Origin of the sequence: Sivoneniella epilithica UHCC 1019 (genome assembly GCF_040830845.1) — a bacterium.
In the GTDB taxonomy this organism is placed as follows: Bacteria; Cyanobacteriota; Cyanobacteriia; order Leptolyngbyales; family Leptolyngbyaceae; genus ULC077BIN1.
Genome location: NZ_JBFPDP010000010.1, coordinates 37,469 through 63,469, shown reverse-complemented (window position 1 = coordinate 63,469; position 26,001 = coordinate 37,469). Strand labels below are relative to the sequence as shown.

The 26,001-nt window shown below is 48.1% G+C and carries 20 protein-coding genes; 13 read left to right on the top strand and 7 right to left on the bottom strand.

Annotated features, from left to right (window positions below):
- Position 1: 1 nt before the first annotated feature.
- Positions 2-574, bottom strand: a complete 573-nt coding sequence (locus tag AB3R30_RS08685; protein WP_458648778.1) for a Uma2 family endonuclease — start codon at positions 572-574, stop codon at positions 2-4.
- Between the two features lie 17 nt (positions 575-591).
- Entirely contained in the window at positions 592-2,526 is a 1,935-nt protein-coding gene (glmS, locus tag AB3R30_RS08680) for a glutamine--fructose-6-phosphate transaminase (isomerizing) (protein ID WP_458648777.1), read from the bottom strand.
- A 264-nt stretch (positions 2,527-2,790) separates the two neighbouring features.
- Here glmS and hslO point away from each other — a divergent pair, with 264 nt between their 5' ends.
- The 6 genes from hslO (at position 2,791) to AB3R30_RS08650 (ending at position 9,243) form a co-directional block, all read left to right on the top strand.
- Positions 2,791-3,696: an Hsp33 family molecular chaperone HslO gene (hslO, locus tag AB3R30_RS08675; RefSeq protein ID WP_458648776.1), complete on the top strand. Its 906-nt coding sequence runs from the start codon at positions 2,791-2,793 to the stop codon at positions 3,694-3,696.
- A gap of 326 nt (positions 3,697-4,022) precedes the next feature.
- Positions 4,023-4,799: a hypothetical protein gene (locus tag AB3R30_RS08670; RefSeq protein ID WP_458648775.1), complete on the top strand. Its 777-nt coding sequence runs from the start codon at positions 4,023-4,025 to the stop codon at positions 4,797-4,799.
- Between the two features lie 136 nt (positions 4,800-4,935).
- Entirely contained in the window at positions 4,936-6,063 is a 1,128-nt protein-coding gene (locus AB3R30_RS08665; RefSeq protein WP_458648774.1) for an ABC exporter membrane fusion protein, read from the top strand.
- A gap of 11 nt (positions 6,064-6,074) precedes the next feature.
- Positions 6,075-7,232 carry an ABC transporter permease DevC gene (devC, locus tag AB3R30_RS08660; RefSeq protein ID WP_458648773.1) on the top strand — a complete coding sequence of 386 codons (1,158 nt, stop codon included), beginning with the start codon at positions 6,075-6,077 and terminating at the stop codon, positions 7,230-7,232.
- Between the two features lie 147 nt (positions 7,233-7,379).
- On the top strand, positions 7,380-7,859 hold the full coding sequence (locus AB3R30_RS08655) for a Dps family protein (protein ID WP_458648772.1): 480 nt from the start codon (positions 7,380-7,382) through the stop codon (positions 7,857-7,859).
- A gap of 253 nt (positions 7,860-8,112) precedes the next feature.
- The gene (locus AB3R30_RS08650) at positions 8,113-9,243 is read left to right on the top strand and encodes a fatty acid desaturase family protein (protein ID WP_458648771.1); all 1,131 of its coding nucleotides are present in this window, start codon (positions 8,113-8,115) and stop codon (positions 9,241-9,243) included.
- 78 nt (positions 9,244-9,321) lie between these two features.
- On the opposite strand, the gene AB3R30_RS08645 is transcribed toward AB3R30_RS08650, so the two are convergent.
- The 5 genes from AB3R30_RS08645 to AB3R30_RS08625 form a co-directional block, all read right to left on the bottom strand.
- Positions 9,322-9,963: a Uma2 family endonuclease gene (locus AB3R30_RS08645; RefSeq protein WP_458648770.1), complete on the bottom strand. Its 642-nt coding sequence runs from the start codon at positions 9,961-9,963 to the stop codon at positions 9,322-9,324.
- Positions 9,906-11,039, bottom strand: coding sequence for a PepSY-associated TM helix domain-containing protein (locus tag AB3R30_RS08640; protein ID WP_458648769.1), 1,134 nt, complete (start codon positions 11,037-11,039; stop codon positions 9,906-9,908). The genes AB3R30_RS08645 and AB3R30_RS08640 overlap by 58 nt, the downstream gene beginning before the upstream one ends.
- A gap of 22 nt (positions 11,040-11,061) precedes the next feature.
- Positions 11,062-13,581 (bottom strand): TonB-dependent siderophore receptor, encoded by a 2,520-nt coding sequence (locus AB3R30_RS08635; protein WP_458648768.1) that lies wholly within the window; start codon positions 13,579-13,581, stop codon positions 11,062-11,064.
- A gap of 141 nt (positions 13,582-13,722) precedes the next feature.
- On the bottom strand, positions 13,723-14,850 hold the full coding sequence (locus AB3R30_RS08630) for a PepSY-associated TM helix domain-containing protein (RefSeq protein ID WP_458648767.1): 1,128 nt from the start codon (positions 14,848-14,850) through the stop codon (positions 13,723-13,725).
- Positions 14,851-14,852: 2 nt separating this feature from the next.
- The gene (locus AB3R30_RS08625) at positions 14,853-17,390 is read right to left on the bottom strand and encodes a TonB-dependent siderophore receptor (RefSeq protein ID WP_458648766.1); all 2,538 of its coding nucleotides are present in this window, start codon (positions 17,388-17,390) and stop codon (positions 14,853-14,855) included.
- A 479-nt stretch (positions 17,391-17,869) separates the two neighbouring features.
- Between AB3R30_RS08625 and AB3R30_RS08620 the strand changes: the two genes are divergently transcribed.
- From AB3R30_RS08620 to AB3R30_RS08590, 7 genes are all read left to right on the top strand, one after another.
- Positions 17,870-18,508, top strand: coding sequence for a MotA/TolQ/ExbB proton channel family protein (locus AB3R30_RS08620; RefSeq protein WP_458648765.1), 639 nt, complete (start codon positions 17,870-17,872; stop codon positions 18,506-18,508).
- A complete protein-coding gene (locus tag AB3R30_RS08615; RefSeq protein WP_458648764.1) occupies positions 18,501-18,923 on the top strand; it encodes an ExbD/TolR family protein in 423 nt (140 codons plus the stop codon). The genes AB3R30_RS08620 and AB3R30_RS08615 overlap by 8 nt, the downstream gene beginning before the upstream one ends.
- Positions 18,924-19,042: 119 nt before the next feature.
- Complete coding sequence (locus AB3R30_RS08610; protein WP_458648763.1) at positions 19,043-20,296, top strand: energy transducer TonB family protein; 1,254 nt, start codon at positions 19,043-19,045, stop codon at positions 20,294-20,296.
- A 7-nt stretch (positions 20,297-20,303) separates the two neighbouring features.
- A complete protein-coding gene (locus AB3R30_RS08605; RefSeq protein ID WP_458648762.1) occupies positions 20,304-21,323 on the top strand; it encodes a FecCD family ABC transporter permease in 1,020 nt (339 codons plus the stop codon).
- A gap of 12 nt (positions 21,324-21,335) precedes the next feature.
- On the top strand, positions 21,336-22,127 hold the full coding sequence (locus tag AB3R30_RS08600; protein WP_458648761.1) for an ABC transporter ATP-binding protein: 792 nt from the start codon (positions 21,336-21,338) through the stop codon (positions 22,125-22,127).
- Between the two features lie 407 nt (positions 22,128-22,534).
- Positions 22,535-25,042 carry a TonB-dependent hemoglobin/transferrin/lactoferrin family receptor gene (locus tag AB3R30_RS08595; protein ID WP_458648760.1) on the top strand — a complete coding sequence of 836 codons (2,508 nt, stop codon included), beginning with the start codon at positions 22,535-22,537 and terminating at the stop codon, positions 25,040-25,042.
- A gap of 34 nt (positions 25,043-25,076) precedes the next feature.
- Positions 25,077-25,967, top strand: a complete 891-nt coding sequence (locus AB3R30_RS08590; RefSeq protein WP_458648759.1) for an ABC transporter substrate-binding protein — start codon at positions 25,077-25,079, stop codon at positions 25,965-25,967.
- Positions 25,968-26,001: the final 34 nt, after the last annotated feature.

Genomic DNA, 26,001 nt, shown 5'->3' with positions numbered 1-26,001 from the left:
TTCACGCGATCGCAGATCGTAATAGATTTTGGACAGTAATCACGCAGTCTGGAAACGCAAGCGGGGCAATGGTCAGCGCTTCCGCCAAAATGGTTTCGCTTTGATAGCCGTTGGCACTGGGAGATCGATAGACATGCAGTTTGCGATCGTTGACATCCAACACCCAATATTCCGCAATGCCGGAACGACTGTAGGCAAGCGCTTTCACCTCACAATCAAACTTCAAGCTCGTATCAGCCACCTCAATGAGCCAAAAGACCTTAGCAGGGGTGGGATGGTGATCTTCGTAATACAGCGGGTCTGGGCGCACCACGGCAATATCGGGTTCTGGCTCAGAGTAGTCGTCTAGTTGAATCGGATCTTGCAGGCAAATCAGAACGCGATTGCCCAAACGCTCTCTCAATAGATGCTCAATCCGTCTGACTGCGGCACTGTGAGCCGTTCCCTTTGCTGCCATTTTGATAATTTGCCCTGATAACAACTCCACGCGCTCATCTGGGCGCAAAATGCCAGATTTTGCCATCTGGTGATAGTCTTGGACTGAAATTTGACGAACCGCGATCGCTGTATTCATACAAAAACCGAGTAGATTTACTCAACAGTAACGCTCTTGGCAAGGTTTCTAGGTTGATCCACATCCAACCCGCGCCGCGCTGCAATATGGTATGCCAGCAGTTGCAGCGGAATCACCGTCACTAGGGGCGATAGGATCTCATCCACATGGGGCACCGGAATCAACGTATCAAAGGTGTCTTCTGCGTCTTTCTCATCCATTGGGGTAATGCCAATCAGTTGAGCATCTCGCGCTCTGGCTTCCTGGGCATTCGACAGCACTTTTTCAAACACGGTTCCTGGCATGGCGATCGTCACCACAGGCACTTTAGCATCCAGCAACGCGATCGGACCGTGTTTCATTTCCCCAGCGGGATAGCCTTCTGCGTGGATGTAGCTGATTTCCTTAAGTTTCAACGCACCTTCGAGGGCGATCGGAAAGTTGATGCCGCGTCCCAAAAAGATAAAGTCCTGGGTTTCCGCAAAATTATGTGCCAGTTCTTCGATGTAGCGCTCTTGACTTTCCAAAATCATTTCAATCTCAGCCGGGAGTTGCCGCAAGCCATTCAGCAGCTTTTCTAGTTGATCGATCGCAAGCGTGTTACGGTGATATGCCAGGTCGATCGCCAGCAAATAGAACGCCACCAACTGAGCCGAAAAGGTTTTGGTTGCTGCCACGCCAATTTCAATGCCAGCGTGGGTATCAATAATATTAGGAATCAAATCTCCCAAAGAACTTTCAGGACGATTTGTGATGCCTAACAATCGCGGTTGATAGTCAATAGCCAACGCTTGCCGCCGCCGAATTTCCATCTCCAACGCTGCCAATGTATCCGCCGTTTCGCCAGATTGGGTCACACCAATCGTCAGCGTGTTTGGAGTCAGCGGCGAGGGGGCATAGCGAAACTCCGAGGCATATTGAACTTGGGTCGGAATCTCTGCTAATTGCTCTAGCAAATACTTGCCCACCAAGGCTGCATGCCAACTGGTGCCACAAGCGACAATCTGAATTTGTTGCAAATCAGTGTAAAAGTCGGCAGGAAGGTTGAGGCGAATGGGAGAGTTTTGAGTTTTGAATTTTGAATTTTGAATTTTGAGTTCTTCTTGCTCCCACTGATCATTCAAGTAGGCTTCTAAACAGGCTCGTACAACTCCGGGCTGCTCGTAAATTTCTTTGAGCATGAAGTGTTTAAAGCCTTGTTTTTCCACCATGACGGGGTTCCAGTTGAGGGTGCGGGGCGATTTTTTGAGCCGCTGTCCTTCAAAGGTGTAAACTTCTACGCCTAGGGGGGTCAGGCGGGCAATTTCGCCATTTTCTAGGGTTAGCACGGCGCGGGTATAGGGTACTAGTGCTGGCGTATCGGAGGCGCAATAAAACTCACCCTGCCCAAAACCGATGACAAGGGGCGCTTGCTGACGAGCGACAATTAGTTCATCCGGGTAGTCAGCGTTGATGACGGCGATCGCAAAAGCACCCCGAAGTGTGTTCACCGCCCGACGCACTGCCTCAAAAAAAGGAGAATGAGATCCAGCGTGGGGCGTGGAAGCCTCTTCTACTTGTTTCATCTCCTCAGCAATTAAGTGAGGAATGGTTTCTGTGTCCGTTTCGGAGCGAAACTCATGCCCCAGTGCTTTCAATTCTTCTCGCAGTTCGCGGTAGTTTTCGATGATGCCGTTTTGCACCACCGCAATTCGGCGTTGCGTGTCGGTGTGAGGATGAGCGTTGTATTCTTCCGGTTTGCCGTGGGTTGCCCAGCGAGTATGACCAATGCCAATTTGAGCAGGATTTTGTTCGCCTTCTAGCTTTTCTTGCAGGTTGTGGAGTTTGCCTTTCGCTCGAATGCAGTGAATTGTGTTGTTCAGGATAGTGGCAATACCCGCCGAGTCATACCCCCGATACTCCAGCTTTCGCAGCCCTTCTAGCAAAATTCCGCTGGCAGCTTGCGTTCCGATATAGCCGACAATTCCACACATAGACTCTTACTCCACCCAATACCACGCTGGTTTATACACACTCACACGTTGCAATTTCGGATAGCGATTTTGATCACGCATCCGTGCTGCCTGTTTTAACGGATTTAGCTCGCTTTCGCAAGAGCCACTATCAGGTTGTAGTCCAATTGATAGACTGCTGAGTGAGCGATCGCACTCTGCACCCCTAACCTAAACTCCGCACGTTGCTTCCCCCTTCCCTTTAGAATAGAAGCATACTCTGTAACGAAATGTTTTAAGGTTTTCATGGTAGATCAGCTTATTCGTGCAACCGCCGCTAATGGTGGAATTCGAGCCGTTAGTGTCATTACTACTTCCTTAACAGAAGAAGCTCGACAACGACACAAACTTTCCTATGTTGCCACGGCTGCTCTAGGGCAGACAATGACAGCAGGACTTTTGTTTGCTTCCAGCATGAAACGTCTAGGGTCGCGGGTCAATATTCGGATTGAGGGCGATGGTCCTTTAGGCGGTATTACCGTTGATGCAGGCTTAGATGGCACCGTTCGCGGCTATGTTACCTACCCTGAAATTGAACTGCCAACCACAGAAAATGGCAAGCTAGATGTGGGGAGCGCAGTAGGTTCCAAAGGCTATGTATATGTGATTCGAGATGTGGGTTTTGGCTATCCCTACTCCAGCACGGTGGAGCTAGTGTCGGGGGAGATTGGCGATGATCTCACTCACTATTTGGCAACCTCTGAGCAAACGCCCTCGGCGCTGATGGTTGGGGTGTTTACCGATATGCAGGGGGTTTCGGCTGCAGGAGGGTTGCTGATTCAAATTATGCCTAAAGCTGCACGAGATGAAGCGTTAGTGGAGTTACTAGAATCTCGACTTAGCACTTTATCCGGTTTCACGTCTTTGCTCCAAGCTGGCAAGACTTTACCTGCTATTTTTGATGAACTTTTGGGCGATATGGGCTTGGTCATTTTGCCAGAAGTGCAACTGGTGCGCTTTCACTGTGGCTGCTCTCATGAGCGGGTGTTAAATGCTTTGAAATTATTTAGTCAGGCAGAACTAGAAGAAATGATTCATGATGATCAGGGTGCTGAAGCAACCTGCGAGTTTTGCAGTACGGTTTATCATGCTAGCGAGGGAGAATTAACTAAGCTACTGAGTGACTTTCAGAAAGATGCGATTTCTAGCTAAGGGTTTTCTGGCAGAAGTTCCTCCTATACTTATGTCAACGGCGTTGCTAAATGCAAGTATGATTTCTGACTGTAGGGGTAGGCTTGTGCCACCCTATCGGAGATCGAGGGCAACCAGAGGGGATTATCCCTACAAAATTCACCTCCAGATTCAGCAATGCCATGTCAACCAAGTCAACGCATAATTGGACGTAAACGCTACAGCCTATTTCTTAAAGTTTGATACATCTAAGATGGAGATATGTAGACCACGCTTCTATTTTGGGCACTCTTTTAAATAGAATCAAACCTTTTGTAAAAAGCGCTATGTCCGTTCCTATTTTTCTTATGAACCCTTTGCTAGCCCAAGCTTCTAGTAAGGCGGCGAAACCAAGTTCCACTGCGATCGCGCAATCTGCAAAGTCTGCCGAGGCTGGCTCCAATCTTTTGTGGTTAGCTACATCTGGCGGATTGCTTTTGCTTCTCGTTGCCTTAGGCGTTTTTACTAAAGTAAGCCTTGATAAAGCGGCGAAACAACTAAAGTTTGAAAATTTCAAGAACCGCGAACTGCAAAAAAAGCTGAAGTATGCCGTTGAGACTATCGGCAAAATGGAGCGTAACCCCGATCTAATTCACTCTCGTGAGTTTAATTTAGACTATCTGCGAATGCGGATGGATGAGGAAGTTTTTCACTTTGCAATTTTGAACCAAATTAAAATGAAAGTGAAAGATAAAATTACGATGGCGTTGCGATCGTCTCAGCCCCATCAAGGAGAAATTGGCATTGCCAGCGGCGGGCGACAGGTCGATGAAGTGTTTGATGTGGAATATGAACCCGGCGATTTGCCAAAAGGCACGAAGCGCGTGTTATTTCGGATTGAAATCAAAATTCTTAAACTACCAACCCAGCCGACCTCTGTAACCATCAATCAAATCATCGACTGTATTGAAACATTTCTTAGCCCTACCAGCAATCACGATAGCTGGCAGCCCACTATTCAGGGTCGCATTGCCAACATGCGCTGGGATCAAAAAGCAAAACCAACGCCGCTTCTCGTACTAGAACAAACTCAAGAAGGCTCAAATGTAACGTTTAGAACGACTCGCATGGCGCAAGGTGCCTAAACTTGCCGTCAGTGATAAGTTGAATGAACACAGGTGAGTGAACAATTGACAGGGTGCATGAATACTTTCACGGGTTTTCACGAGTTGTGTAACAATCTGTCTTATATTGTTTGCACACATCAACGGGTAGAGCGAATTGGGTGAGAAACAGCTATTAAAATCTCCAGGGACGCTGATTGCCGTGTTAGTAGCTGCGGCGTTAGGAGTGGCAGGATTGGGAATTTATTTGGCGTTGCGCCCTTCATCCACCAGCCAGTCCAGTTCTTTGCCTCCCTCTCCAACGGTTGAACAGTCAGCCACTATCACTGCGCTAGGGCGTTTAGAGCCAGAAGGTGAAGTGGTGAGGGTTGCTGCGCCTTCTACTTCGGGATCTGCCGTTCCAGTATTTGGGAGTCCACGGGTTGCTCGGTTGTTGGTTCAAGAGAGAGGACAAGTGAAGGCAGGGCAACCGATCGCGGTACTCGACGTGTACGATCGCCTGATGGCAGCAGCACTACAATCTCAAGCGCAGGTGCAGGAAGCCCAGAGTCGGCTGGCTCAAGTGCAGGCAGGTGCTAAGCGAGGCGACATTGCAGCCCAGCAATCTGCTGTTGAAGCTAGTGTCGCCACAGTTCTGCGATTAGAGGCTGAGCTGAAAAAAGCCGATTTAGAGCTAAGGCGCTACACCGAGCTACGAAAAGACGGCGCGATTACCCAGCAAGAATTGGATAACCGCAGTTTGACCTACGCTACCGCTAGTCAAGAAGTCGAACGTGCACGGCGGGAGCGAAACCAGGCGAGAGCCACTTTAAATAGCGTGGCGGAAGTGCGCCCAACGGATGTGCAGCAAGCGCAGGCATCCGTAAATGTGGCGATGGCAGGGATACAGCGCGCTAAGGCGGATTTAGAGTCGGCAGTGGTGCGATCGCCGATCACCGGGCAAATCATCAAAGTACACGCCCGTGAAGGCGAACAGATCGGCAGCGATGGACTCGTAGAAATTGGCAAAACCGATCGCATGTATGCCGTTGCTGAAATCTATGAAACCGACATTCAAAAAGTGAAACGGGGACAAAAAGCAGTGATTACCAGCCCCGCCTTTTCGGGAGAAATTTCTGGAGTAGTAGATCAAATTGGGCTTGCTATTCGCAAAAACGACGTGTTGAACACTGACCCCGCTGCCAATACAGATGTGCGCGTGGTGGAAGTAAAAATCCGTTTAGATGACAGCCAACCTGTGTCTGGATTAACGAATTTACAAGTTAAAGTCACCATTACGCCCTAGAGAAATTCATCATGTTTGCTATTCCTCTAGCCTGGTTACAGCTTAAACGCGAAAAAATGCGCTTGCTGATTGCCTTAGCGGGAATTGGGTTTGCGGTAATTTTGATGTTCATTCAGCTTGGCTTTCAAGATGCGCTGTTTGATAGTTCCGTCAGTATGCACCAAGAGCTACAGGGCGACATTTTTCTAATTAGCCCCCAATCGACCTCCATGATTGCGATGAAAAGTTTCTCGCAGCGGCGGCTATACCAAACGCTGGGGTATGGCAGCGTCGAGTCGATTAGTCCAGTTTATTTAGATTTTGCCCTGTGGAAGAATCCAGAAAATCAGCGTACACGAGGAATTTTGGTGATTGGATTTGACCCCTCTAAACCGATCTTTAGTCGTGAACTGGTGCCCGATCTCACTCCAATTCGTCTAGCGGATGTGGTGTTGTTTGATGAAAAATCGCGATCGGAATTTGGTCCTATTTCTCAGTTATTCGCCACGGGCAAGCCTGTTGTAACCGAAGTGGCAGGGCGGCGATTAACAGTCGGCGGGTTATTTGCGCTAGGGGCATCCTTTGGAGCCGATGGCAATATTATCACGAGCGACACAAATTTTCTCCGCATCTTTAGCCGTCGCACTAGCGGCATGATTGATGTGGGCATGGTGACGTTGAAACCGGGTGCTGATTTAGATAGCTTAATCAAGCAGATGCGACGAGATTTGCAAGATCCGTTTGAAGATGTCAAAGTCCTCTCAAAAGCAGAATTTTTAGAGTTTGAGCGGGATTATTGGCGGAGCAGTACGGCGATCGGGTTTATTTTTACCTTGGGGACGGCGATCGGTTTTTTGGTGGGCACGGTGATTGTGTACCAAATTCTCTACACGGACATCACCGATCATCTAGCAGAATATGCCACGCTGAAAGCCATGGGATACCGCAACTTTTACTTGCTGTCGCTGGTATTTCAAGAAGCAGTGATTTTATCGATTTTGGGCTTTATTCCGGGATTTCTACTGTCTTTAGGGCTGTACAATTTGACCCGGAATGCGACCTCGTTACCAATCTACATGACAATAGATCGCGCTATTCTCGTGTTGTGTTTGGCAATGACAATGTGTATCATTTCGGGAGCGATCGCGGTTCGCAAAGTTCAAGATGCCGACCCTGCCGATATCTTTTAGGTATCGATTTTAGTCACCAACCAGTTTTGCGCTTAGGATGCGATCCTCCTTGCAAAACGTACTCATAACGAGTATGATTAAGAGGTTCGGTAAAGCCGTACTCAACTCAAGTAGCCGAAACAATCCAACGTCTTTAAAGGGGATGCTATGACAACCACGTTGCAAGCTTCACAAACAGCCTTAGTCAAAGCGCTCAACCGCAATCAGGCAAATGCGCTAGTTGCCTACCTCAACTACAAGAAATATCACTGGCTTACCTTTGGTCCACTCTTTCGCGATTTGCATCTATTGTTTGAAGAGCAGGGCGGCGAAGTTTTCGCCATGATTGATGAATTGGCAGAACGCAGCCTGATGATTGATGGCGTACCTGTTGCCAATCCTGCTGATTATTTGCCGACGGCTTCAATTCAAGGTTCCACGGCTGAGATGTCGGTGCGAGAAATGATTGAGGAAGCGATCGCCACTCACGAGCAAATCATTAGCGAGATGCATGAAGATGCAGAGGTATCGGCAAATGCCGGAGACATTGGCACCGCAGATCTGTATACCCGACTCGTACAAGTTCATCAAAAGCACCGCTGGTTTTTGAAGGAACTGCTAAAAAAGGGTAATGGTTTAACTGTGTAGATAGTGCAGGTTAGAAAATAACTCAGTACACCTTGGCTAAAATCGGTCTTAGCCAAGGTATACCGATGTTTAGGAATTTTATACAAAATATTTTCTTAAGTGTAGAAAAGGTTAACTGACGATTAGGGTTACGATTAATGTCAATCTAGCTTTGATTAGAAGCCAGTAAATCTAACCTCAAAAGTGAGCGTTACTTTGCTCAAAAATCACGCAAAATTGATCTAATACTCTTTAAAGGAACTTACAAAGATTTATGAGTTCCATTGACCCGATCGCTTGGATGACCCAAGCAGACTACGCAAAAAAACTGCGTCCTCTCCTTCCACCCGAGGCGTTTCTACCCAATCCAGATAAAGTTTGGATTCTGTTGATCAATCTGGCGATCTTGCTTGCAGGGTGGGCGATCGCTGACCATCTTGATCAGTGGCAATGGTATTTTCTCTGGCTCTATTTGCCTTTCACCTTGGTCATGGGAAATAGTGTGATTGTGCTTCTATTTAGCACTCACGATATCGCGCATACCCGCACTATTCCTAATCCTTGGGTTAGGAAAGTCATCAGTATATTGGGTTTAGCTATGCTGTGGATGCCGCCAACCTTATGGAAAGCGGTACATAATCGCGAACATCATGGGAAGACGAATTCTTTGCAAGATCCCGATCGCAATTACTTGCAGTCTCAACCCAACACTTGGGGAAAATGGATTCAGAATGCGTTCGTGCCCTCGGCTGAGGTAAATCCTATCTTATTAACGATTGGGATGGGTCATGCGTGGGGAGTTCATACCTTTCGGAACCTCACTTCAGTGCTGCTGTTTAATGACGGCAAAACTAACTATCCGGTTGTCGCTTTTCAGGTGAGCAATAAGGAGCGGCAGGCGATCGCGCTGGAACTCTTGGGAATTTTAGGGCTTCATCTAAGTTTGCTAACCTATTTGGGGTGGCATCCTGTGAAATTGCTTTTGAGCTATTTTCTGCCCATTTGGATTGGCTATGCTGGCGTGATGTTTTACGTCTACACAAACCATATGGCGTGCCGAATGACGAGCATTAATGATGTTCTGGTGAATAGTTTATCGATTCGTGTGCCCAAACTGTTCGATTTGCTCCATTTAAACTTTTCCTATCACACCGAGCATCATATTTTTCCGGGTCTCAGTTCTGACTACTACCCTATGGTTCAAACCCTGCTGCAAACGCACTATCCAGAGCGGTTTAACTTGCTGGATGCTGGCAAAGCATGGCAAATCATGCTGCAAACCCCTCGACACTATCAAGATGAGACCACTTTCACAGATTGGTCTGGCGAGAAGTCTGTCGCCTGCCCTGCTTTAAATGAAGATCCGTTGGCTGATAATGCACGTTTAGAGGTGACGGCTAGTTGAGGCGCATGTCCGCAAAACTGGCGGCGATCGCGTTGTCTTGATAATCAGGCGATCGCATCTTCATAGAGCGTGACAAGTTCACCGGTAAACCCAATGCTTTCTAGGGTATAAAGTGCGATCGCTTGCCACTTCACCATATCCCTGCAAAACCCAAAGTCCATTTTCTCCCCGCCGAAAGCATTCCACCCGTTGCCGCTTGGCACTCACCAGCACATATTCTTGCAAGCTTTCTAGCTGGCGATAGTCAGCAAATTTATCACCGCGATCGTAGGCTTCTGTCGATTCAGATAGCACTTCCACAATTAGTTTAGGAAATCGCTTGTAAGCGTCTGTTTCCTGATCTTGTGGGTCGCAAGTGAGCATCACATCAGGATAGAAAAAGCGATTGATCGACTCAACCCGCGCTTTCATATCGCTGATGTAAACTCGACAACCAGACCCCCGCAAAAATTGCCGCAGTTCCGCTGCTAAATTGAGCGAGATCGTGACGTTTTCATCCACCGCTCCCGCCATTGCATACACGTCGCCATCTCGATATTCGTGTTTTTCAAGGCGTTCTGCTTCGTGTTTAAGATACTCATCGGGCGTTAGATGGACAAAATCAGGGCTGGCAATCATGGGTTTTCCTAGACGTTGACTCCTGGGCTTCTCCATTTTAGGGTTTATCGAGTGGGGTAAGCGATCGCTGCTTTCCCCTTCTGCTTGCGGCGAAACCACCACATGATAACCCCTGTGACAAATAACATCAGCGGTGACAGACCCACAAACACATAAAGAATGCGAGAAGGTAATCCCCAAAAGGTGCCAAAGTGAAGCGGTATAAAGGCGTTGAGGATGAGATCGCCAAGTGCCGCTCTGCGCTCATCATCTACACGCAACACCTGACCGTTGAATTGATCGATATAAACAGCACCGCCATAAGTACTCCCACCAGGTATTTGTTTGTAAATGCTGAAAGCGGCTTTTGGCTCGTCTGGTAGCGAAATAATTGTGGTTTTGCTGTCAGGCAGAGCAGTGTCCGCTTTTACCAAAACTTCTGTTAATCCCACTGGGGATTTACCCGCGATCGGTTTAGATTCTGGATTAGGTAGCGTTGGTGTCGCAGTCAATGCGTAAATGGCAGGTTGTGTAAACTCATAAAAATTCCAACCTACACCAGTAATAGCTGTCAGTGTTAAGAAAATGACAGCAACGATTCCCGCAACCTTGTGAATATCAAAGCTGACTCGTTTAGGATGAGCCTTCCATTTGATTTTGAAACCATTAATCAGCTTGCGCCAACCTGTCCATAGCACCAATCCACTGATACAGAGGATAAACAAAAGCAAACCAGCAATTCCTACAATCTTAATCCCTATGTTCTCGGCAAATAGCCTGTAATGGAGATTTAGCAGAAAACGGTAGAAGGAGTATCGTTCAGCGCGATCGCCCAAAACAACACCCGTATAAGGATGTACAAAGACTTCATGATCACCATGCAGATATAGATCTGGATTAGCGTCTGGTGCTGTCATCCGAAGTTTATAGGGATGATGATCATCGCTAGGTATATAGAGGTTTATGGCTTGCCAATTAGGATGGGCAGCTTTCGCAGTGTCAAGAACAGTTGCGGGAGCAAGGCGTTCAGCTTGGGGAATAATTACCCCAAACTGCTGTGTATTTAACCAATCACTAATCTCTTCTTCAAAAATCAACAAACTTCCTGTAATACCGATCAGAATGAGTAGCAACCCGATCGCAAGTCCAAGCCAGCGATGTAGGTGAAAAGCAACATTGCGCCATTTGAGAGTTTTCATGACAGAGGCTTTTGGAGATTGCTTAAAACTGATAGGAAATTGTTCCCAACACTGTAAATGGTGTACCGGGAATGACTTGAGTACGGTCTTGTGATCCTTCAAAGTACCGAGTATTAGCAAGATTCTTGAAGTTCAGTGCAACTCTAAATCGATCTCTTTGATAAAAAACAGCGGCATCCAAACGGGTGTAACTGGGGACTTCAAAGCTATTTGCTAAATCGCCTGCGCGATCGCCCACATAAAAGGCTCCGGCTCCAATCCCTAATCCTTTCAAATCACCGTTTTGTAGGGTGTAAGTTGTCCATAGGCTGGCACTATTGCGCGGCACATTGTTAAGTCGATTACCAACGGTTAGCGAGTTATCTTTCGTAATCTGTGCATCGGTGTGGGCGTAGGACGCAATGAGCTTCCAACCCGGAAGAAGCTCCCCCGCAATATCAAACTCAATTCCACGACTGCGTTGTTCTCCAACTTGAACCGAAAAGCCAGGATTATTCACATCCTCAGTGAGGATATTTTTCAGCGTCGTATTGTAAAACGCCAATGTTGACGATAGTCGCCCGTTGAGAAAATCCGTTTTAACTCCAACTTCATAGCCTGTGCCACGTTGAGGATCAAAGGGTTGATTGCTCACACTTCTACCGCCGTTTGGGGTAAAAGATTGGCTGTAGCTGGCATAGAGTGATACCTCCTTAATTGGTTGATAAACAACGCCTACACGCGGGGTAAATGCCTCCGCCTGGTCGGGCGTACCTGCAACATCGGCTGAAGTGAATTTATAGCGGTAGGTATCAAATCTTCCACCCACCAGCAGTTTGAGGTTATCTAGCAAGGTGATTTGATCTTGCACATAGATGCCAAAGGTCTTGGTGACATCATCAAATGGGTCGAAGGCTTCAAATTCACCGAAGGTAAAGTCATAGCTGGGGTTGAAGACATCAATGAACCCGGCTGAACGACCTGCGCCAGAGAAAAAGCTATTTTGACGAGAGAGTTCAAAGCCAACTAGTGCAGTATGTTGGATTGAACCTGTGTTGAATTTGGCAACAAAATCATTTTGCCAGTAGTAAGTTTCATAGTATTGATCGCCAATGAAATCTGATAGCGGGAAGGTGCGATCGTCTTCCGTATCACCGTCGATTTGCAAGGTAGCACCCGGTCCAGTTTCGGTACTGGCGGTATAGCGAAACAGAGACCGGAGCGAGAGATTTGAATTGAATTGATGATTGAGAGTGAGCGATGCTAAAGTTTGGGTGAATTTCTCTTGTTTTGTCGGATCGCCAAGATAACGACCGATCGGAATATTAGGAACTTTATTGTTGCTGAGAACAACCAAGCCCCGATCAACGGGTCGCGCATCGCGTAGATAGGAAACCTCCAGGTTTAAGCTGGTGTTGTCGCCCAGTCGATGAGTGAACGATGGTGCAAAAAGGAAGCGTTCGGTCTGAACGCGATCGCGAAAGCTGCCTGCATTCTCATAGGCAATGTTCAAGCGGTACGCCAAAGTTTTATCTTCTGTCAGCGGACCTCCAAAGTCCAAAGCGGGACGATAAAAATCGTAGCTTCCTGCTGTAAAACTCAGTTCGTAGAAAGGCTCAAACAGTGGCTTTTTGGTGACCCGATTAATGATTCCAGACGGGTCTACTTGTCCAAATAAGATAGAGGCAGGACCTTTTAGCACTTCAATCCGATCAATGTTTGCCAGGTCTTCTTGCGTTCGAGATGAGAAAAAGTCATTGCGAAAACCATTCAAAAAATTATTTGCCGAAAAGCCACGCACGATAAATCTCTCTGAACGATTGCCAGAAGAGGATGCATAAGTTACGCCACTTACATTCCGCACTGTTTCTCTAATGCTGGTTGCGTTTTGATCGCGGATCACCTCGCGGGGAATCACTTGAATCGAAGCAGGAACATCGCGGATCGGAGTATCCGTTCGGGTTGCAGTGCTGGCATTTGGGACGCGGTAGCCTCTTTGTCCTTCGCCCGTCACCACAATTTCTTCATCATCTGCATCATCTTGGTTCAAGGTATAGGCAAGTTCTCCCACCTTCAACACCACTTCAGTTTTCGGCGGCGCTTTGTCTCCTAGCACACTGATGCGAATGCTGGTTGGGTCTAGTTGCGTCACCGTAATATTCGTCACATCTTTGGCGGGATTGGTTGCTGCAAACGGTTGACCATCTGGCAATACCAGCACCGCATTCGGAATGTCGGCAATCAGGTTATTCCCCTCAGTTCTAAATTTGCTGGCATCGATCGCCAACGGCTTACCATCGGCAGTTTCCAGGGTGATGTCGAGACCAGATTCGGTGCGATCGCCTTGCGGTTCGGAACGAACTTCGACCTTTACGCCTGTCACTTGAATGATCGCGGCTTCTACCTGTGCCCTCCACTCTTTTACCGTTTTAGTAGGACGATTGAATTCTCGTATGCGAGTAACGTCTGAACGGGTTGAAGCAATAGCTTGTGCTGAAACTACTGGTGCTCCAAATAACAATGCAACATGAACTAGAAACAGGGAATGAGCAAATTGAGACATGATTGAGCAAGACCTTTGGAATGAGTGTAGAAATAAATTCAGAGGAGCGATCGCATTAGTGCAGGCTTGATTCAGTCTGTGTGGCAGTGGATGACTTCAAGATTTTGAGGAAGTTGAGTGTTTGGCTTTTTGAATTTGCTTCTAGGATTTAGCATTTGTCCTTTGGCTGTGCTGAGTTGCTTCCTTACGGTGAGCAAAGAGCCAACGCCGACGGTTCCATAGGGCAAAGCCAGTGATTAGTAGGACTAGTGGAACAAGTCCAATCAAGAAATATAGAATGCGGGTCAACCCGCCACCATAGTTGCCAACATGCAAGATGTAAGGGGCGCTGAGGAGGCGATCGCCCAAAGAGTCATTTTTCCAACCGCTAGTATGCAAGACTTCACCCGTGTATTGATCTAGCCGCAAGTAGGGATTCTTGTTGAACTCATGCTCGTGAGGCACATCCATCCAAACATTAAAAGTTGCATCAGGCGTTTTTGCCGGGAAGAACTTGAACACTTTGCCCTCTGGCAGGGTAGTTCCAGCTTTTTGCAACAATTCATTAATGCCCATTGGGGCAGCATTGGGGATGATTTTGGAGGTGAATTCTGGTGGTTTTGGCGATCGCGTCAAGCTATACACGGCTGTTTCAAACGGAGTCCAAAACACCATTGCCATCCCTGTCACCGCAATCAGCGACAGTAATGCCACAGATAAAACCCCGATCGCTTTATGCAGATCATAGTTCACCAGTTGCCAGGGAGCTTGCCAGCGAATTTTGAAACCGAAGCGTAGCTGCTTCCAGCCATTCCAGAGCAGTAATCCAGTCATGCCCATGACCAGAAAAACGCCCCCGCAAATTCCAACCAGGTTCATGCCCCAATCGCCTGCAAATAAATGAACGTGCAGATCAATGAGCCAACCTACAATACTCTGCTTCCAGGGAAGAGAACCCAACACTGCTCCACCATACGGATTGACATAGATATTGGTGTACTCATCGTTGGGAGATAGCATCATGACTGTGTATGCCTCATTGGGCGATCGCGGCATCGTGATCCGGTGAGGCTTCAAACTGGGTTGAAATGCCTGAGCAATGTCTACCACTCGTTGCGGTGAAACTTGCTCAGCTTGAGGCGCAACCTGTAATAGCTGAGGGTGAACTAGATGGTCAATTTCATGGGAAAACACCAGTAGGCTTCCTGTCAAACCAATGACCACCAGCAGGATTCCGGTAATGATGCCGATATACCCATGCAAACTTAGAGCCAGACGACGCGGTTTCATGATTAAAACTCCACTGAAACAGTTGCAAGTACACTCAGTGGAGCACCCGGTGTAACCTCAACTCGACTACCAAATGAAGAACCTACATAGTGCTCAACATTAAATAAGTTCCGAACATTCAACTGAACCTTCCAATTGTTACGTCGATAAAATAGCGAAGCATCTGTTCGGAAATAACTGGGTAACTGGAATGTGTTATCTAAATCACCTGAGCGATCTGCAACATAATATAGCCCCAAACCTCCTCCAAACCCTCTCCAACTGCCCGTTTGAATTTCATAGGTCGTCCACAAACTAGCTGTCCATTTGGGGATATTGTCAAGGAAATTTCCTACAGGCAGCACATTATCTTCTGTAATGCGGGCATCGATATAAGACGTAGATGCAATGACATTCCACCCAGGAGTAATTTCACCCAACACATCAAACTCGATGCCCTTACTCGTCACTTCCCCAGTTTGAATTTGAAACAATCCAGAGGGATCACTAGGATCAGCCGTTGTAACGTTTTGTTTGGTCAGGTAATAACCCGCTAGAGTTGCAATCAGTTTGGGTGAAAGTTGTGCTTTGACTCCAATCTCAAACTGCTCTCCAGTTTCCGGTTTAAACGTAGAATTGTCTGCATTTCGAGAAATTCCAAACGAAGGATTAAAGGAGCGACTATAGGAGCCATACACAGAGAGCGATTTTATAGGTTGGTAGACAATACCAAAGCGTGGAGTAACATCACTATCTAATTGTTCAAATTCTTCCTTCGGATCGGGTAAAAATTGGGTACTTCGCTGTTGCTTAAAGGTGTCGTATCGAACGCCTAAGAGTAATTTGAGATTGGGTAGTAATGAAATTTGGTCTTGCAAGTAAATACCAGTGGTGTAGGTTGTGTCATCCCGGAAGAATTCAGGTTCCTTGGGATAGCGCAGTCTGGCATACACAGGATTGAAAATATTGATGGATGGATACTCATTACTGAATCGAAATTCAGGTTTTTCAAGAGTTCGGCTGCGCTCAAAACCTACTAGCAGTTGATGTTGAATTGAACCCGTAGAAAATTTCCCAATCAGGTTGGTATCGGTGAAAAGATTTTCGTAATATCCACCTGCCCAATACTCTGTTCGAGTTAGGTCTCCTGTTAGTTCATCCAATTGATTCTGTTGGGGACCGTAGCGATCGGGATTTTGGCGTTGAAACCGAAAGTTATGCCGCAGTGACCAGTTATCACTAAAGCGATGGCTCAATACGTAACCAACACTCAACTCCTCTCTGCTGACATTACTGAATGGTTCGTTGAGGAAGCGTCCAATGGGAATATTTGCGGGTCGTTTGCCGATCGCCACTAAACCTGTATCGTAAGTCGAGGAATCATGAATATACTCGGCATCAACCGTGAGCGTGGTGTTTGGACTCAGTTTCAGTGCCAGGGATGGGGATAGGAAAAACCGCTTCTTCTCGGCAAAATCTCGAAAGCTATCTGCCGTTCGATAAGACGCATTCAAGCGATATAGGATTGTTTTTTCCTCATCCAAGGGTCCTGAGAGGTCGATCGCGCCCTCATAGGTATTGAAATTGCCAGCACTGAATTGCCCGAAGTAGTAAGGGTTTGATAGGGGTTGCTTGGTCACCAAGTTGACGATACCACCGGGTTCTACCTGCCCAAATAGGATCGATGCAGGTCCCTTTAACACCTCAATGCGCTCTAAATTTGTCAGGTCTGGCGAACCAAAGGTAAAGGTTCGCACTCCATCCCGAAAGAAGCTACCCTGAAACGTCGAAACCTGAAACCCACGCAGGAAAATCAAATCTTCGTAGCCCTGATACTGCCCTAAATTGCTAACTCCACTCACGTTTTGAATTGCATCTCCAACGCGAGTGACCCGCTGATCCTGCAAAACCTGACGGGGAACGATTTGAACAGAGCCGGGAATATCCAGAATTGGCGTGTCGGTTTTCGTTGCCGTAGAGCTACTTGGTGCAAAGTAACCTGGTTGTCCTGCCCCTGTAATCACCAATTCATCCTCTTCCGCGCCACTATCAGGACTGAGGCTATACGCCAATCCTCCAGTTTTCAGCGTCACTTGAGTTTTGGGTACTGCTTGAGTTCCCACCACGCTGATGCGAATACTAGTTGCATCTTGTTGCGTCACCGAGATGTTAGTCACATCTTTAGCAGGATTGGTTGCTGCAAACGGTTGACTGCTTGGTAACGCCAACACTGCATTGGGGATGTTGGCAATCAGGGTGTTTCCTTCCGTCCTAAATTTGCTGGCATCGATCGCTAACGGTTTGCCATCCTGCGTTTCTAAAACGATTTCTAATCCAGTTTTTGTTTGATTCAGCTTGACTCCAACCACTTGAATTGGAGACTCGCTTTTCGTGTCTTCAACCTGCGCCAACCATTCTTTCACCGTCTTAGCAGGATGATTCTCCTTGAGAAATGCAGCGCGTTTTTTTACTGGCATAGTCTCTGCTACAACAGGCAGAGAAACGCTGGCTGAAAACAGGCTTGCGATTAAACTCAACACACTCAACTGCAAAAATTTCACAAAAATCTCCTCACACTCAAACAGAAAAAAGCAAAAAACTTCTATCGTCCTAGCAAAAATCTTGCAGGACAAATCAAATGAAAAAACTATAAATATTTTTATACTTAAGAGTATCTCTCATTAGTGATCTCAAAAAATAATATGTTTAGTAGCCAAAGTCAATCTTCATCTAAACAAGCATGGACTTTGGGGGCAGATTAAACCCCTTTTAGTGGCTGTTTGCAGGTGCTTCCATTTAGTTTGCCTCCAGCTATGGCTTCAGACTTATTGAAAATTCTTCTAGAAATCTATTGTTAAAGTTGATTATATTTATCAGTAGTTTTAGACTAACTTGTACAGAGATGGCGATCGCGTCAAAGCAGTTTACTTACTTAGACCACTTGCTCTTTATTCTCATTAAGCTTTATAGTGCTGTTGGAATATGAAATGACCGCAACTGACCGCAACTTTTTTTTCGTAACAGTTTTCAATACATTGCCATGTCTAAATTCATCGACATTCTGATCTCAGGTGGGGTTGTGATGATTCCCCTGATTTTCCTCTCCATAACGGTCTTGGCACTAGCGATCGAGCGTTCTCTTTTTTGGCGGAAAATTAAGAAAGAGCAGAAACGAGTAGCTCGAAAAGCGCTGCAACTGTATCAGGAAGACCCGGTGCTAGCAGAGGAAGCGCTTAACAAGCAAATTGACCTACCGATCGCACGTGTATTTTTGGAAGCCCTTTCGATTCCGAATGCCACACCGACTGAATTTCGGCTAGCGCTCGATGCGGGAACCCAAACCGAAATACCGAGCCTCAAGCGTTTTAACAATGTGTTTGAAACGACCGTTGGCTTAGCTCCACTGCTGGGATTGTTGGGAACGGTTACTGGCTTAATTCAATCGTTTGGGTCACTGACATTGGGTGAAGTCGGCGGCTCCAAGACCTTGGGGGTGACCGCTGGAATTAGTGAAGCCTTGGTTTCAACGGCTGCTGGTTTGATTGTGGCGGTCGTAGCCCTCATTGCCGCCAATATTTTTAGGTCGTTTTATGCTCAGCAACTAGCATACATTGATGAGTCTTGTACTCAGTTAGAACTCCTGCACCTGAGATCGCAGCGAGAGGTTGTCCATGTCTAAACGTCGTCGCTTTGATCCTGATTTGTTGGATCAACCGCTTGAAATTAAAAACGTCTTGCCTTTATTAGATGTGATGTTTGCGTTACTCACGTTTTTCATCATGTCTACTCTGTTTCTGACTCGCACTGAGGGGTTGCCAGTTAATTTACCTCAAGCGAAATCTGCCACTGAACAGAAAACCCCTTCCCGCGCCACGATTACGGTGAATGAGAAGACTGAGGTGTTTTTGAATAAGCAAAAAATCGGTATTGAAGATGTGGGCGATCGCGTTCAGCAACTCATAGAACCGAATCAAAACCTAGTTGTGGTTTTAAACGCCGATCGCACAGTGGAGCATGGCGAAGTGGTTTTAATTATGGATCAACTGCGTCAAATTCCTGGCGTAAAAATGGCAATCTCAACGAAACGGATTTAATATAAAAATCTGCTTTTTCTATTAGTCTGAAGATGATAAGAATCTAGTAAAAAACTAATTTTCATCATAAGCTGTTGTTTGCTAAAAACTCTCTCACCCGCTATTGAACAACTTGTATTATGGGCACCTTAGAAATCACCACTGCACAGCGGGAAAAAGAACGGAAGTTGTTGTTCAAATTCGTGTTGCTTAGCTTACTGGGGTCGGCGATGCTACACGCGATCGCGATGGCAGTTCCCACTCCCGGCATTTGGCGACAGGCAGAAGCCGAAGACGACGAAATGGAAGTCGTGATTGAGAATGTCGAAGAGCCGCCCAAAATAGAAGAACCCGAAGAAATTGTGAAAGAGCCGGAGCCAGAGATTGCACCGGAACCCCAAGAGGTCGCTTTTGCGCCAGATATTGCACCGCCGCCGCTCGCCCCGGATACTCAGGCTCCCCTAGCGCCCGGTGAAGATGCCCCCAGCAATCAACCGCCTGCCCCAAATAGTGACCCAACCTCTCCCCTCACTAGCACCACCGGAGATACGGCGGTTGCTACCGGGGGCGGACCTATCACCAACCCTGACGGGACAGGCGACGGGTTTGGGTTTGCTAAGATGCCCACGGGGTTCAATCCATTCGGGAAACCGGATGGGGATACTAAAGGAGTTCCGGGCGGAAAACCAGGTGGTACGACCGGTGGCACAGGCACACAATCCACTTCAGCGCGCCCCACCTCTCCCCCACCGATCGCGCCAGTCAGCAAGCCAAAGTTAACGTGTTTAGAATGCCCTAAACCAAAATATCGAGGTGCTGAAGGCGATCCAAAAGTGACTTACGATATTGCCCCAGACGGCAGAGTAATCAATGTGCGCTTGCGGAAATCGAGTGGCAATGCAGACACCGATCGCGAAACCTTGGAAACAATGGGTAAATGGCGGTTTGATCCTAAAACCGTGCCCGAAGGTGGACGCAGCAATGTCCGGGTCAGAGTCACTTTTGAAGAAGAAGGATCGTCTTTTCAGCGCCAAAATGAGCAGCGGCGACGAGAATCAGAGCGGCAACGAGTCGCTGAAGATGAACGGCAACGGCGCGAAGCAGAACGAAAAGCTCCGGCACCCGCAGCGGCGATCGACCCTCCTGCTAAACCTGCGCTTGCCCCCGTCGTGGCTCCTGAACCTGTCGCTCCTGAACCTGTCGCTCCTGCGCCTGTCGCTCCTCCGCCCCCTGCCGCCTATGAGCCACCGCCAGCACCCGCCTACGAACCTCCCCCCGAACCCGTTTACGAGCCACCTCCGGCACCAGTATATGAGCCACCGCCAGAGCCAGTATATGAGCCACCGCCTGCCCCTGAGCCTATAGCGCCCCCTCCTGCCGCTTCAGGCGAATAGTGATGCTATGACATTTCAACTTAATAAAGGAACTGCACATCAACAGCCTTTTATCCAAAATCGCGTCTTGCTGACTGTGGGCTTTTTGCTGGCTGGTTTGCTGCTGACGGTGGGCATATCTCTCTGTCAGGGCACCATTCCCATGAGCCTGACTCAACTGTGGCAAGCCTTTCTGCATCAAGGTGATCCGCTTTATCAAACGGTGATTTGGGAATTACGTTTACCCCGCATTCTGGCGGCATTGGTGGTCGGTGCCGCTTTGGGCATGTCGGGAGCGTTGTTGCAGGGAATGCTGCGAAATGGATTGGCAGACCCGTTTGTGTTGGGCATTTCCTCTGGAGCAGGTTTAGTGGCAACCCTGTTGTTTGCCATTGGAGGGTTGCAAAGCTGGGTGCCTGTTGCTGCTTGGGTTGGGGCAATGTTGACAGCGGCGATCGTCTATCTATTGGGGTTCACTCGTACAGGCATCGCCATTGAACGACTGCTGTTAGCTGGGATTGCGGTCAGTTCCCTATTAGGAGCCTTCCAAGCGGTTTTGCTGCTCATGACCGAAGAAGGACGAGTGCAATCGGTATTGAATTGGCTACTAGGCAGTTTGAACGGGCGGGGTTGGAACGAAGTATTAATGGTGGCTCCTTATATTGCGATCGCGCTGCTCGGTGGCTGTCTCCTTGCCCGGACTCTCAACGTGATGAATTTGGGCGATGAAATGGCGACGGGGTTAGGGATCTCCCTAGGGCGATCGCGGTTGCTGATTGGGGCGATCGCCAGCCTACTCGCCGCCAGTGCCGTCAGCATTTCTGGACTGATCGGTTTTGTCGGCTTAGTCGTTCCCCATGGCATTCGATTATTGATTGGCAACGATTACCGCTGGGTGCTGCCGCTGTCTGCCTTGGGTGGCGCTTGGGTGCTGACCTTTGCCGATTGGCTAGCACGGATTGGGGCGATCGAACTGCCCGTAGGAGCCGTCACCGCCATCTTGGGTTCTCCCCTATTCATTCTGTTAATTTACCGTCGTCGCCAGTAGAAAAGTAAAGTCATGACATCGCCCACTACCGCAGCGCTGCTAGAAATTCAGGGAGTCGTAGGAGGCTATCACGCTCAGCCTGTTGTCACGGATATTTACTTTGCACTTCAACCGGGGGAGTGGCTTAGTTTGGTGGGGGCAAATGGGTCTGGAAAATCGACCTTGTTAAAGCTGGTTAGTCGAGTGTTGTTGCCGCAAAAAGGCGTTGTGTTGTTAGATGGCACGGCGATTCATACTCAATCTGCCCAAGCAGTAGCCCAGCAAATGGCACTATTACCTCAGCAACAAACCATTCCGGCGGGGCTAACGGTGCAGCAGTTAGTTAGCTTAGGGCGATCGCCCCATCAACCCTGGTGGCAATGGGATCTCACTGAAGTGGATCAGCAGTATGTGACCACCGCGATCGCAGAAGTGCAGCTAGAGGATTTTCGCGATCGCCCCGTTGAGCAACTCTCTGGCGGTGAACGGCAACGGGCGTTTTTGGCATTGGCACTGGCGCAAAATCCTAGAGTGTTGCTATTGGATGAACCGACTACTTATTTAGATGTCCGCTATCAATTGGAACTATTGGAACTGCTCAAACGGTTGAATCAAACGCAGAGACTTTCCATCATTACAGTGCTGCATGATGTCAATTTGGCAATTCGCTATAGCGATCGCATCGCCATGTTGCATCAGGGTTGTTTGTGGGCGATTGGCACTCCGTCTGAGGTAATTACACCCCCCAACCTACGTCAAGTGTTTGAGATTGAAGCAACTTTACTACAAACCCCAGTAGGTTTGCAGATCTGTCCATTTCTTTAACGAATTCTTTAACGAAGATTCTCAACCATTGGGGCATTGCTGATTGCAGCTATGATTTCCCTCATCCTCAACCCTTCTCCCCAAGGAGAAGGGAGCTAGAAATCTTATTCCCTCGCCCGTTGGGAGAGGGCTAGGGTGAGGGCAAATTTAGGCGTTCATAGATCATTCAGCAACGCCGATTCTCAACCATTGGAACCTAAAGTTTTACTTCCAATTAACTTGACATTTACTCTCAATTAATTGAGAATCTATTTCAATAGACTTTCGGTGCTAATCAATTGTATAAACTGTTAGCATCTTTGCCACATCGCATGCAAAAGGGTATTTTAAGCTAGCTTTGGGACAGTGCTAGGACTGTATCTGTAATACAGTCCCCCAGTTTTTCATGTTTTGCTATGAGGATTATTGTGAATTATTTGTACTTTAGCTATATCTTTTTGATTATTAGTTTCATTTGTAGTTTATCGATTCAGCCAGGGCGATCGCAAGAATTTGCGTCGGGACAACCCACGACCCAAAGCAGCGACGATAATTCATCTTCATACAAGCTTGAGGAGGCATCCCCGCAACACCCTCAATCCCCTGATGCCGCCTCTTCCTCCCCAGCGATCGCTCAGCGCTTGAGAGAGTTTCAGCCTGCACTCACTCGCGCCCAGTGGCTTGTACAGACTCCTGCATCCCCAACACAAACACCAGACCCGATCCAATCAGTAGACAGCGATGAAGATGAAGACGAAGACGAAATTACCGTAACTGGAACCCGCACCCCGCGTCCCGTCCGACTTTCTCCGGCTGGCATTTCAGTGATTGATGAGCAGGACATCGATCGCTTTTTGATGCAAGACCTGCGCGATTTATTCAAATATGAGCCAAATGTTTCTGTGGGTAATAATCGTCGCTATGGGCTGCAAGATATTACCATTCGCGGCATTGGCGGCAATCGCGTTTTGCTGCAAGTGGATGGTATTCGCTTACCGGGACAGTTTCAATTTGGTACGCCCTCCATTGGTCGCGATTATGTAGATTTGGACGCACTCCAGCGCGTGGAAGTGATTCGCGGTCCCGCTTCGGCACTCTATGGCAGTGATGCGCTCGGCGGTGTGGTCACGTTTAAAACGCTTGATCCTGCTGAGGTGCTAGAGCGGTTTGGTCGGCAGGATGCGCTGACAACGTTCTCGACGCAGTATGACACCAGCGATCGCAGTTGGGTCAACACTGCTGCGATCGCCTTTCGCGTGGGCGCATTTGAAGGGTTATTTGGCTATACACGGCGCGATGGCAACGAGGCAAGAGTGCCAACAGATAACGAGTTTGTAGATTCGCGCACCAACAGCCGCAACAACTATTTGATTAAGCTGAACTACAACCTTAGCACCACGAGTAAATTCACATTTGGCACCGAAATTTATCGGAATGAAGATGACTTTAGAGTGGCGGATATCATTGCCAATGACTTAATCGGGCCGGTTGGTTTTCGCGGTCAGGATGAATCCTTAGAAAACAAAACTCGCCGCGATCGCGTTAGCCTCGGTTACACCTTTAATGATCCGAAAAGCACAGGATTTTTATCCGCAGCACGGGTGCAAGTTTACTTTCAAAATGCTCAGGTGGAAGAAGAACGCATCCAGGATTTTGTGCGAACGGGAGCAGGCAACGATCGCCGTCGAGTCCGAAATTTGACCAATGAATTTAGCGATCGCGTATTTGGCGGCGAGATTCAGCTACAAAGCAGCTTTCGCTTCAGTGATAGCATCCTCAACAAGCTCACCTACGGCATTGATGTTTCCTCCACCCACAACGATCGCACCCGCGACGGCATCGAAACGCAATTCAACGCCGCCGGAAGCGTATTACGCACCACCAGTGCGATCGGTGCCGATAACTTTCCCGTTAAAGACTTTCCCGACTCCACCACCACCCGTTTAGGCATCTACGCTCAAAACGAAATCGAATTTGCCAATACCTTCATTCTGATTCCCGGCATTCGCTTCGATTACTACAGCCTCAAAACTTCACCCGATGACATCTACGCGCGGAATGTGGGTGCCGTTGCCGCCGATCTAACCGCATCAGCCGTCTCGCCCAACTTGGGTCTCGTCTGGCGCGTCACGCCGGAAGTTTCCCTCACCGGACGCTATGCACGCGGCTTTCGGGCACCGCTGTATAGCGAAATCAACGCTGGATTTACCAACCTAACTAGCCCAACTTTTCGCTATAAAACTCTTTCTAATCCCGACCTAGAACCCGAAAACAGCGACACTTTTGAACTGGGCGTGCGCGGTGGGTTTCGTCAAGTCAACTTCAGCGTCACAGGCTTCTACAACAATTACAAAAACTTTATCGAAACCTTTGCGCCTGCTGGAACCGATTTCGCGATCGTGCCCGGTCGCCCAGTGCAGCTATTTCAATCCCAAAATGTGGGTAAAGCTAGAACCTACGGCTTTGAATTGAGCGGTGAATATCGCTTTAGCCCAGAGAACCACGGCTTTAGCATTCTGACGGCGATCGGCTACACGATTGGAGATGATTTGACTCGAAATCAGCCATTGGAAAGCGTCGATCCATTTAAGGCAGTGGTAGGTTTGCGATATCGTGCGCCTGCAAATCAGTGGGGAGCCGAACTCGCCGCCACGTTTGTGGGCACCCCCCGCACCCGCGATTCGTTCCACGATCCCAACGGGAATCGTGCCTCTGGTCTCTATCAACCGGAAGGCTATGCCACTGTCGATTTAGTCAGCTATTACAACTTCACGCCGCTGATTAGCCTCAACGTCGGACTGTTTAACCTGTTCAATACCCAATATTTTCAATATTCCGATGTGCGATCGCTACTCGACACCCCCGAACCCCGCGACATCGGGCGCTATGCCCAACCTGGCTTGGGCTTTCGCGTGGGTTTAACTTGGCGATTTTAACGTTAGTTTCAAGCTTTATATTAGGACTTAAAAAATGCGTGTAAATCTGAAACAGATAGTGGCGATCGCCCTAATGGTTGCATCTTTAAGCGGCTGTGCAGCCCCCTCAGTCCAAACACCGTCTACCTCCGCATTGCCCACAGCCAGCCAACCCTCGCCTGCCGCCGCTAACCGAGTGGTTGCTCTCACTTCCCTCTCCGCCGATATTCTTCAGCGGCTCGACAAAACTAAACTGGTGGGAATGCCCGGTAGTCGTCTGCTTAACAGCAATCCGGCATTCAGCCAAGTCACCAAAGTCAGCGAGGGGCGCGTTCAACCCAACCTGGAAAAGATTGTGGCACTCAAACCCGATTTGGTCGTGGGTGCAAAAGGATTTCATGATCAAACGATGACCAAACTTGAGGGCATGGGCATTCGTACTTTGCTAGTTGACGTGAATAGCTGGAGCGCGTTGGAAGACCTGACTAAAACCCTGGCAACTGCCATTCAAGCTGATCCAACGGCACTGTTAGCCTCCTATAAAACCTTTATCGACCCGACTGACCAACCATCATCGACACTGGTGTTAGTCAGTCGGCAACCGTTGCTAGCTCCCAATAAAACCAGTTGGACGGGCGATTTATTAACCCAATTTCAGGCAAAAAATCTAGTAGCAGATCTCCAAGGCAGCAGTTCCTTTAGCGGCTATGTCACTCTTTCGCCCGAAAAAGTTTTGCAGAGTAACCCCGATATTCTGCTTGTAGTAGATACCGGGCAGGGCGAAGTGGAAAAAATGAAAACCGAACCCTTTTGGAACAAATTGAAGGCAACTCAAGGCGATCGCGTTTACGTGTTTGACTATTATGGCTTAGTCAATCCCGGCAGCATTGATGCCATTCAAGCAGCCTGCAAAAAACTCAAGCAAGCCCTCGATCGCCCTACCTAAACCACAACCGCATTCAGGACTACGTAATACTAGC

What these genes read in the sequence shown, in the direction of transcription:
- AB3R30_RS08655 (WP_458648772.1), top strand. Translation starts at nt 7,380, where the DNA reads ATGACAACCACGTTGCAAGCTTCACAAACAGCCTTAGTCAAAGCGCTC.
- AB3R30_RS08630 (WP_458648767.1), bottom strand. Translation starts at nt 14,850, where the DNA reads ATGAAACCGCGTCGTCTGGCTCTAAGTTTGCATGGGTATATCGGCATC.
- AB3R30_RS08590 (WP_458648759.1), top strand. Translation starts at nt 25,077, where the DNA reads ATGCGTGTAAATCTGAAACAGATAGTGGCGATCGCCCTAATGGTTGCA.
- AB3R30_RS08685 (WP_458648778.1), bottom strand. Translation starts at nt 574, where the DNA reads ATGAATACAGCGATCGCGGTTCGTCAAATTTCAGTCCAAGACTATCAC.
- AB3R30_RS08650 (WP_458648771.1), top strand. Translation starts at nt 8,113, where the DNA reads ATGAGTTCCATTGACCCGATCGCTTGGATGACCCAAGCAGACTACGCA.
- AB3R30_RS08670 (WP_458648775.1), top strand. Translation starts at nt 4,023, where the DNA reads ATGAACCCTTTGCTAGCCCAAGCTTCTAGTAAGGCGGCGAAACCAAGT.
- AB3R30_RS08635 (WP_458648768.1), bottom strand. Translation starts at nt 13,581, where the DNA reads ATGTCTCAATTTGCTCATTCCCTGTTTCTAGTTCATGTTGCATTGTTA.
- AB3R30_RS08605 (WP_458648762.1), top strand. Translation starts at nt 20,304, where the DNA reads ATGACATTTCAACTTAATAAAGGAACTGCACATCAACAGCCTTTTATC.
- glmS (WP_458648777.1), bottom strand. Translation starts at nt 2,526, where the DNA reads ATGTGTGGAATTGTCGGCTATATCGGAACGCAAGCTGCCAGCGGAATT.
- hslO (WP_458648776.1), top strand. Translation starts at nt 2,791, where the DNA reads ATGGTAGATCAGCTTATTCGTGCAACCGCCGCTAATGGTGGAATTCGA.
- AB3R30_RS08615 (WP_458648764.1), top strand. Translation starts at nt 18,501, where the DNA reads ATGTCTAAACGTCGTCGCTTTGATCCTGATTTGTTGGATCAACCGCTT.
- AB3R30_RS08600 (WP_458648761.1), top strand. Translation starts at nt 21,336, where the DNA reads ATGACATCGCCCACTACCGCAGCGCTGCTAGAAATTCAGGGAGTCGTA.
- AB3R30_RS08640 (WP_458648769.1), bottom strand. Translation starts at nt 11,039, where the DNA reads ATGAAAACTCTCAAATGGCGCAATGTTGCTTTTCACCTACATCGCTGG.
- devC (WP_458648773.1), top strand. Translation starts at nt 6,075, where the DNA reads ATGTTTGCTATTCCTCTAGCCTGGTTACAGCTTAAACGCGAAAAAATG.
- AB3R30_RS08610 (WP_458648763.1), top strand. Translation starts at nt 19,043, where the DNA reads ATGGGCACCTTAGAAATCACCACTGCACAGCGGGAAAAAGAACGGAAG.
- AB3R30_RS08620 (WP_458648765.1), top strand. Translation starts at nt 17,870, where the DNA reads ATGTCTAAATTCATCGACATTCTGATCTCAGGTGGGGTTGTGATGATT.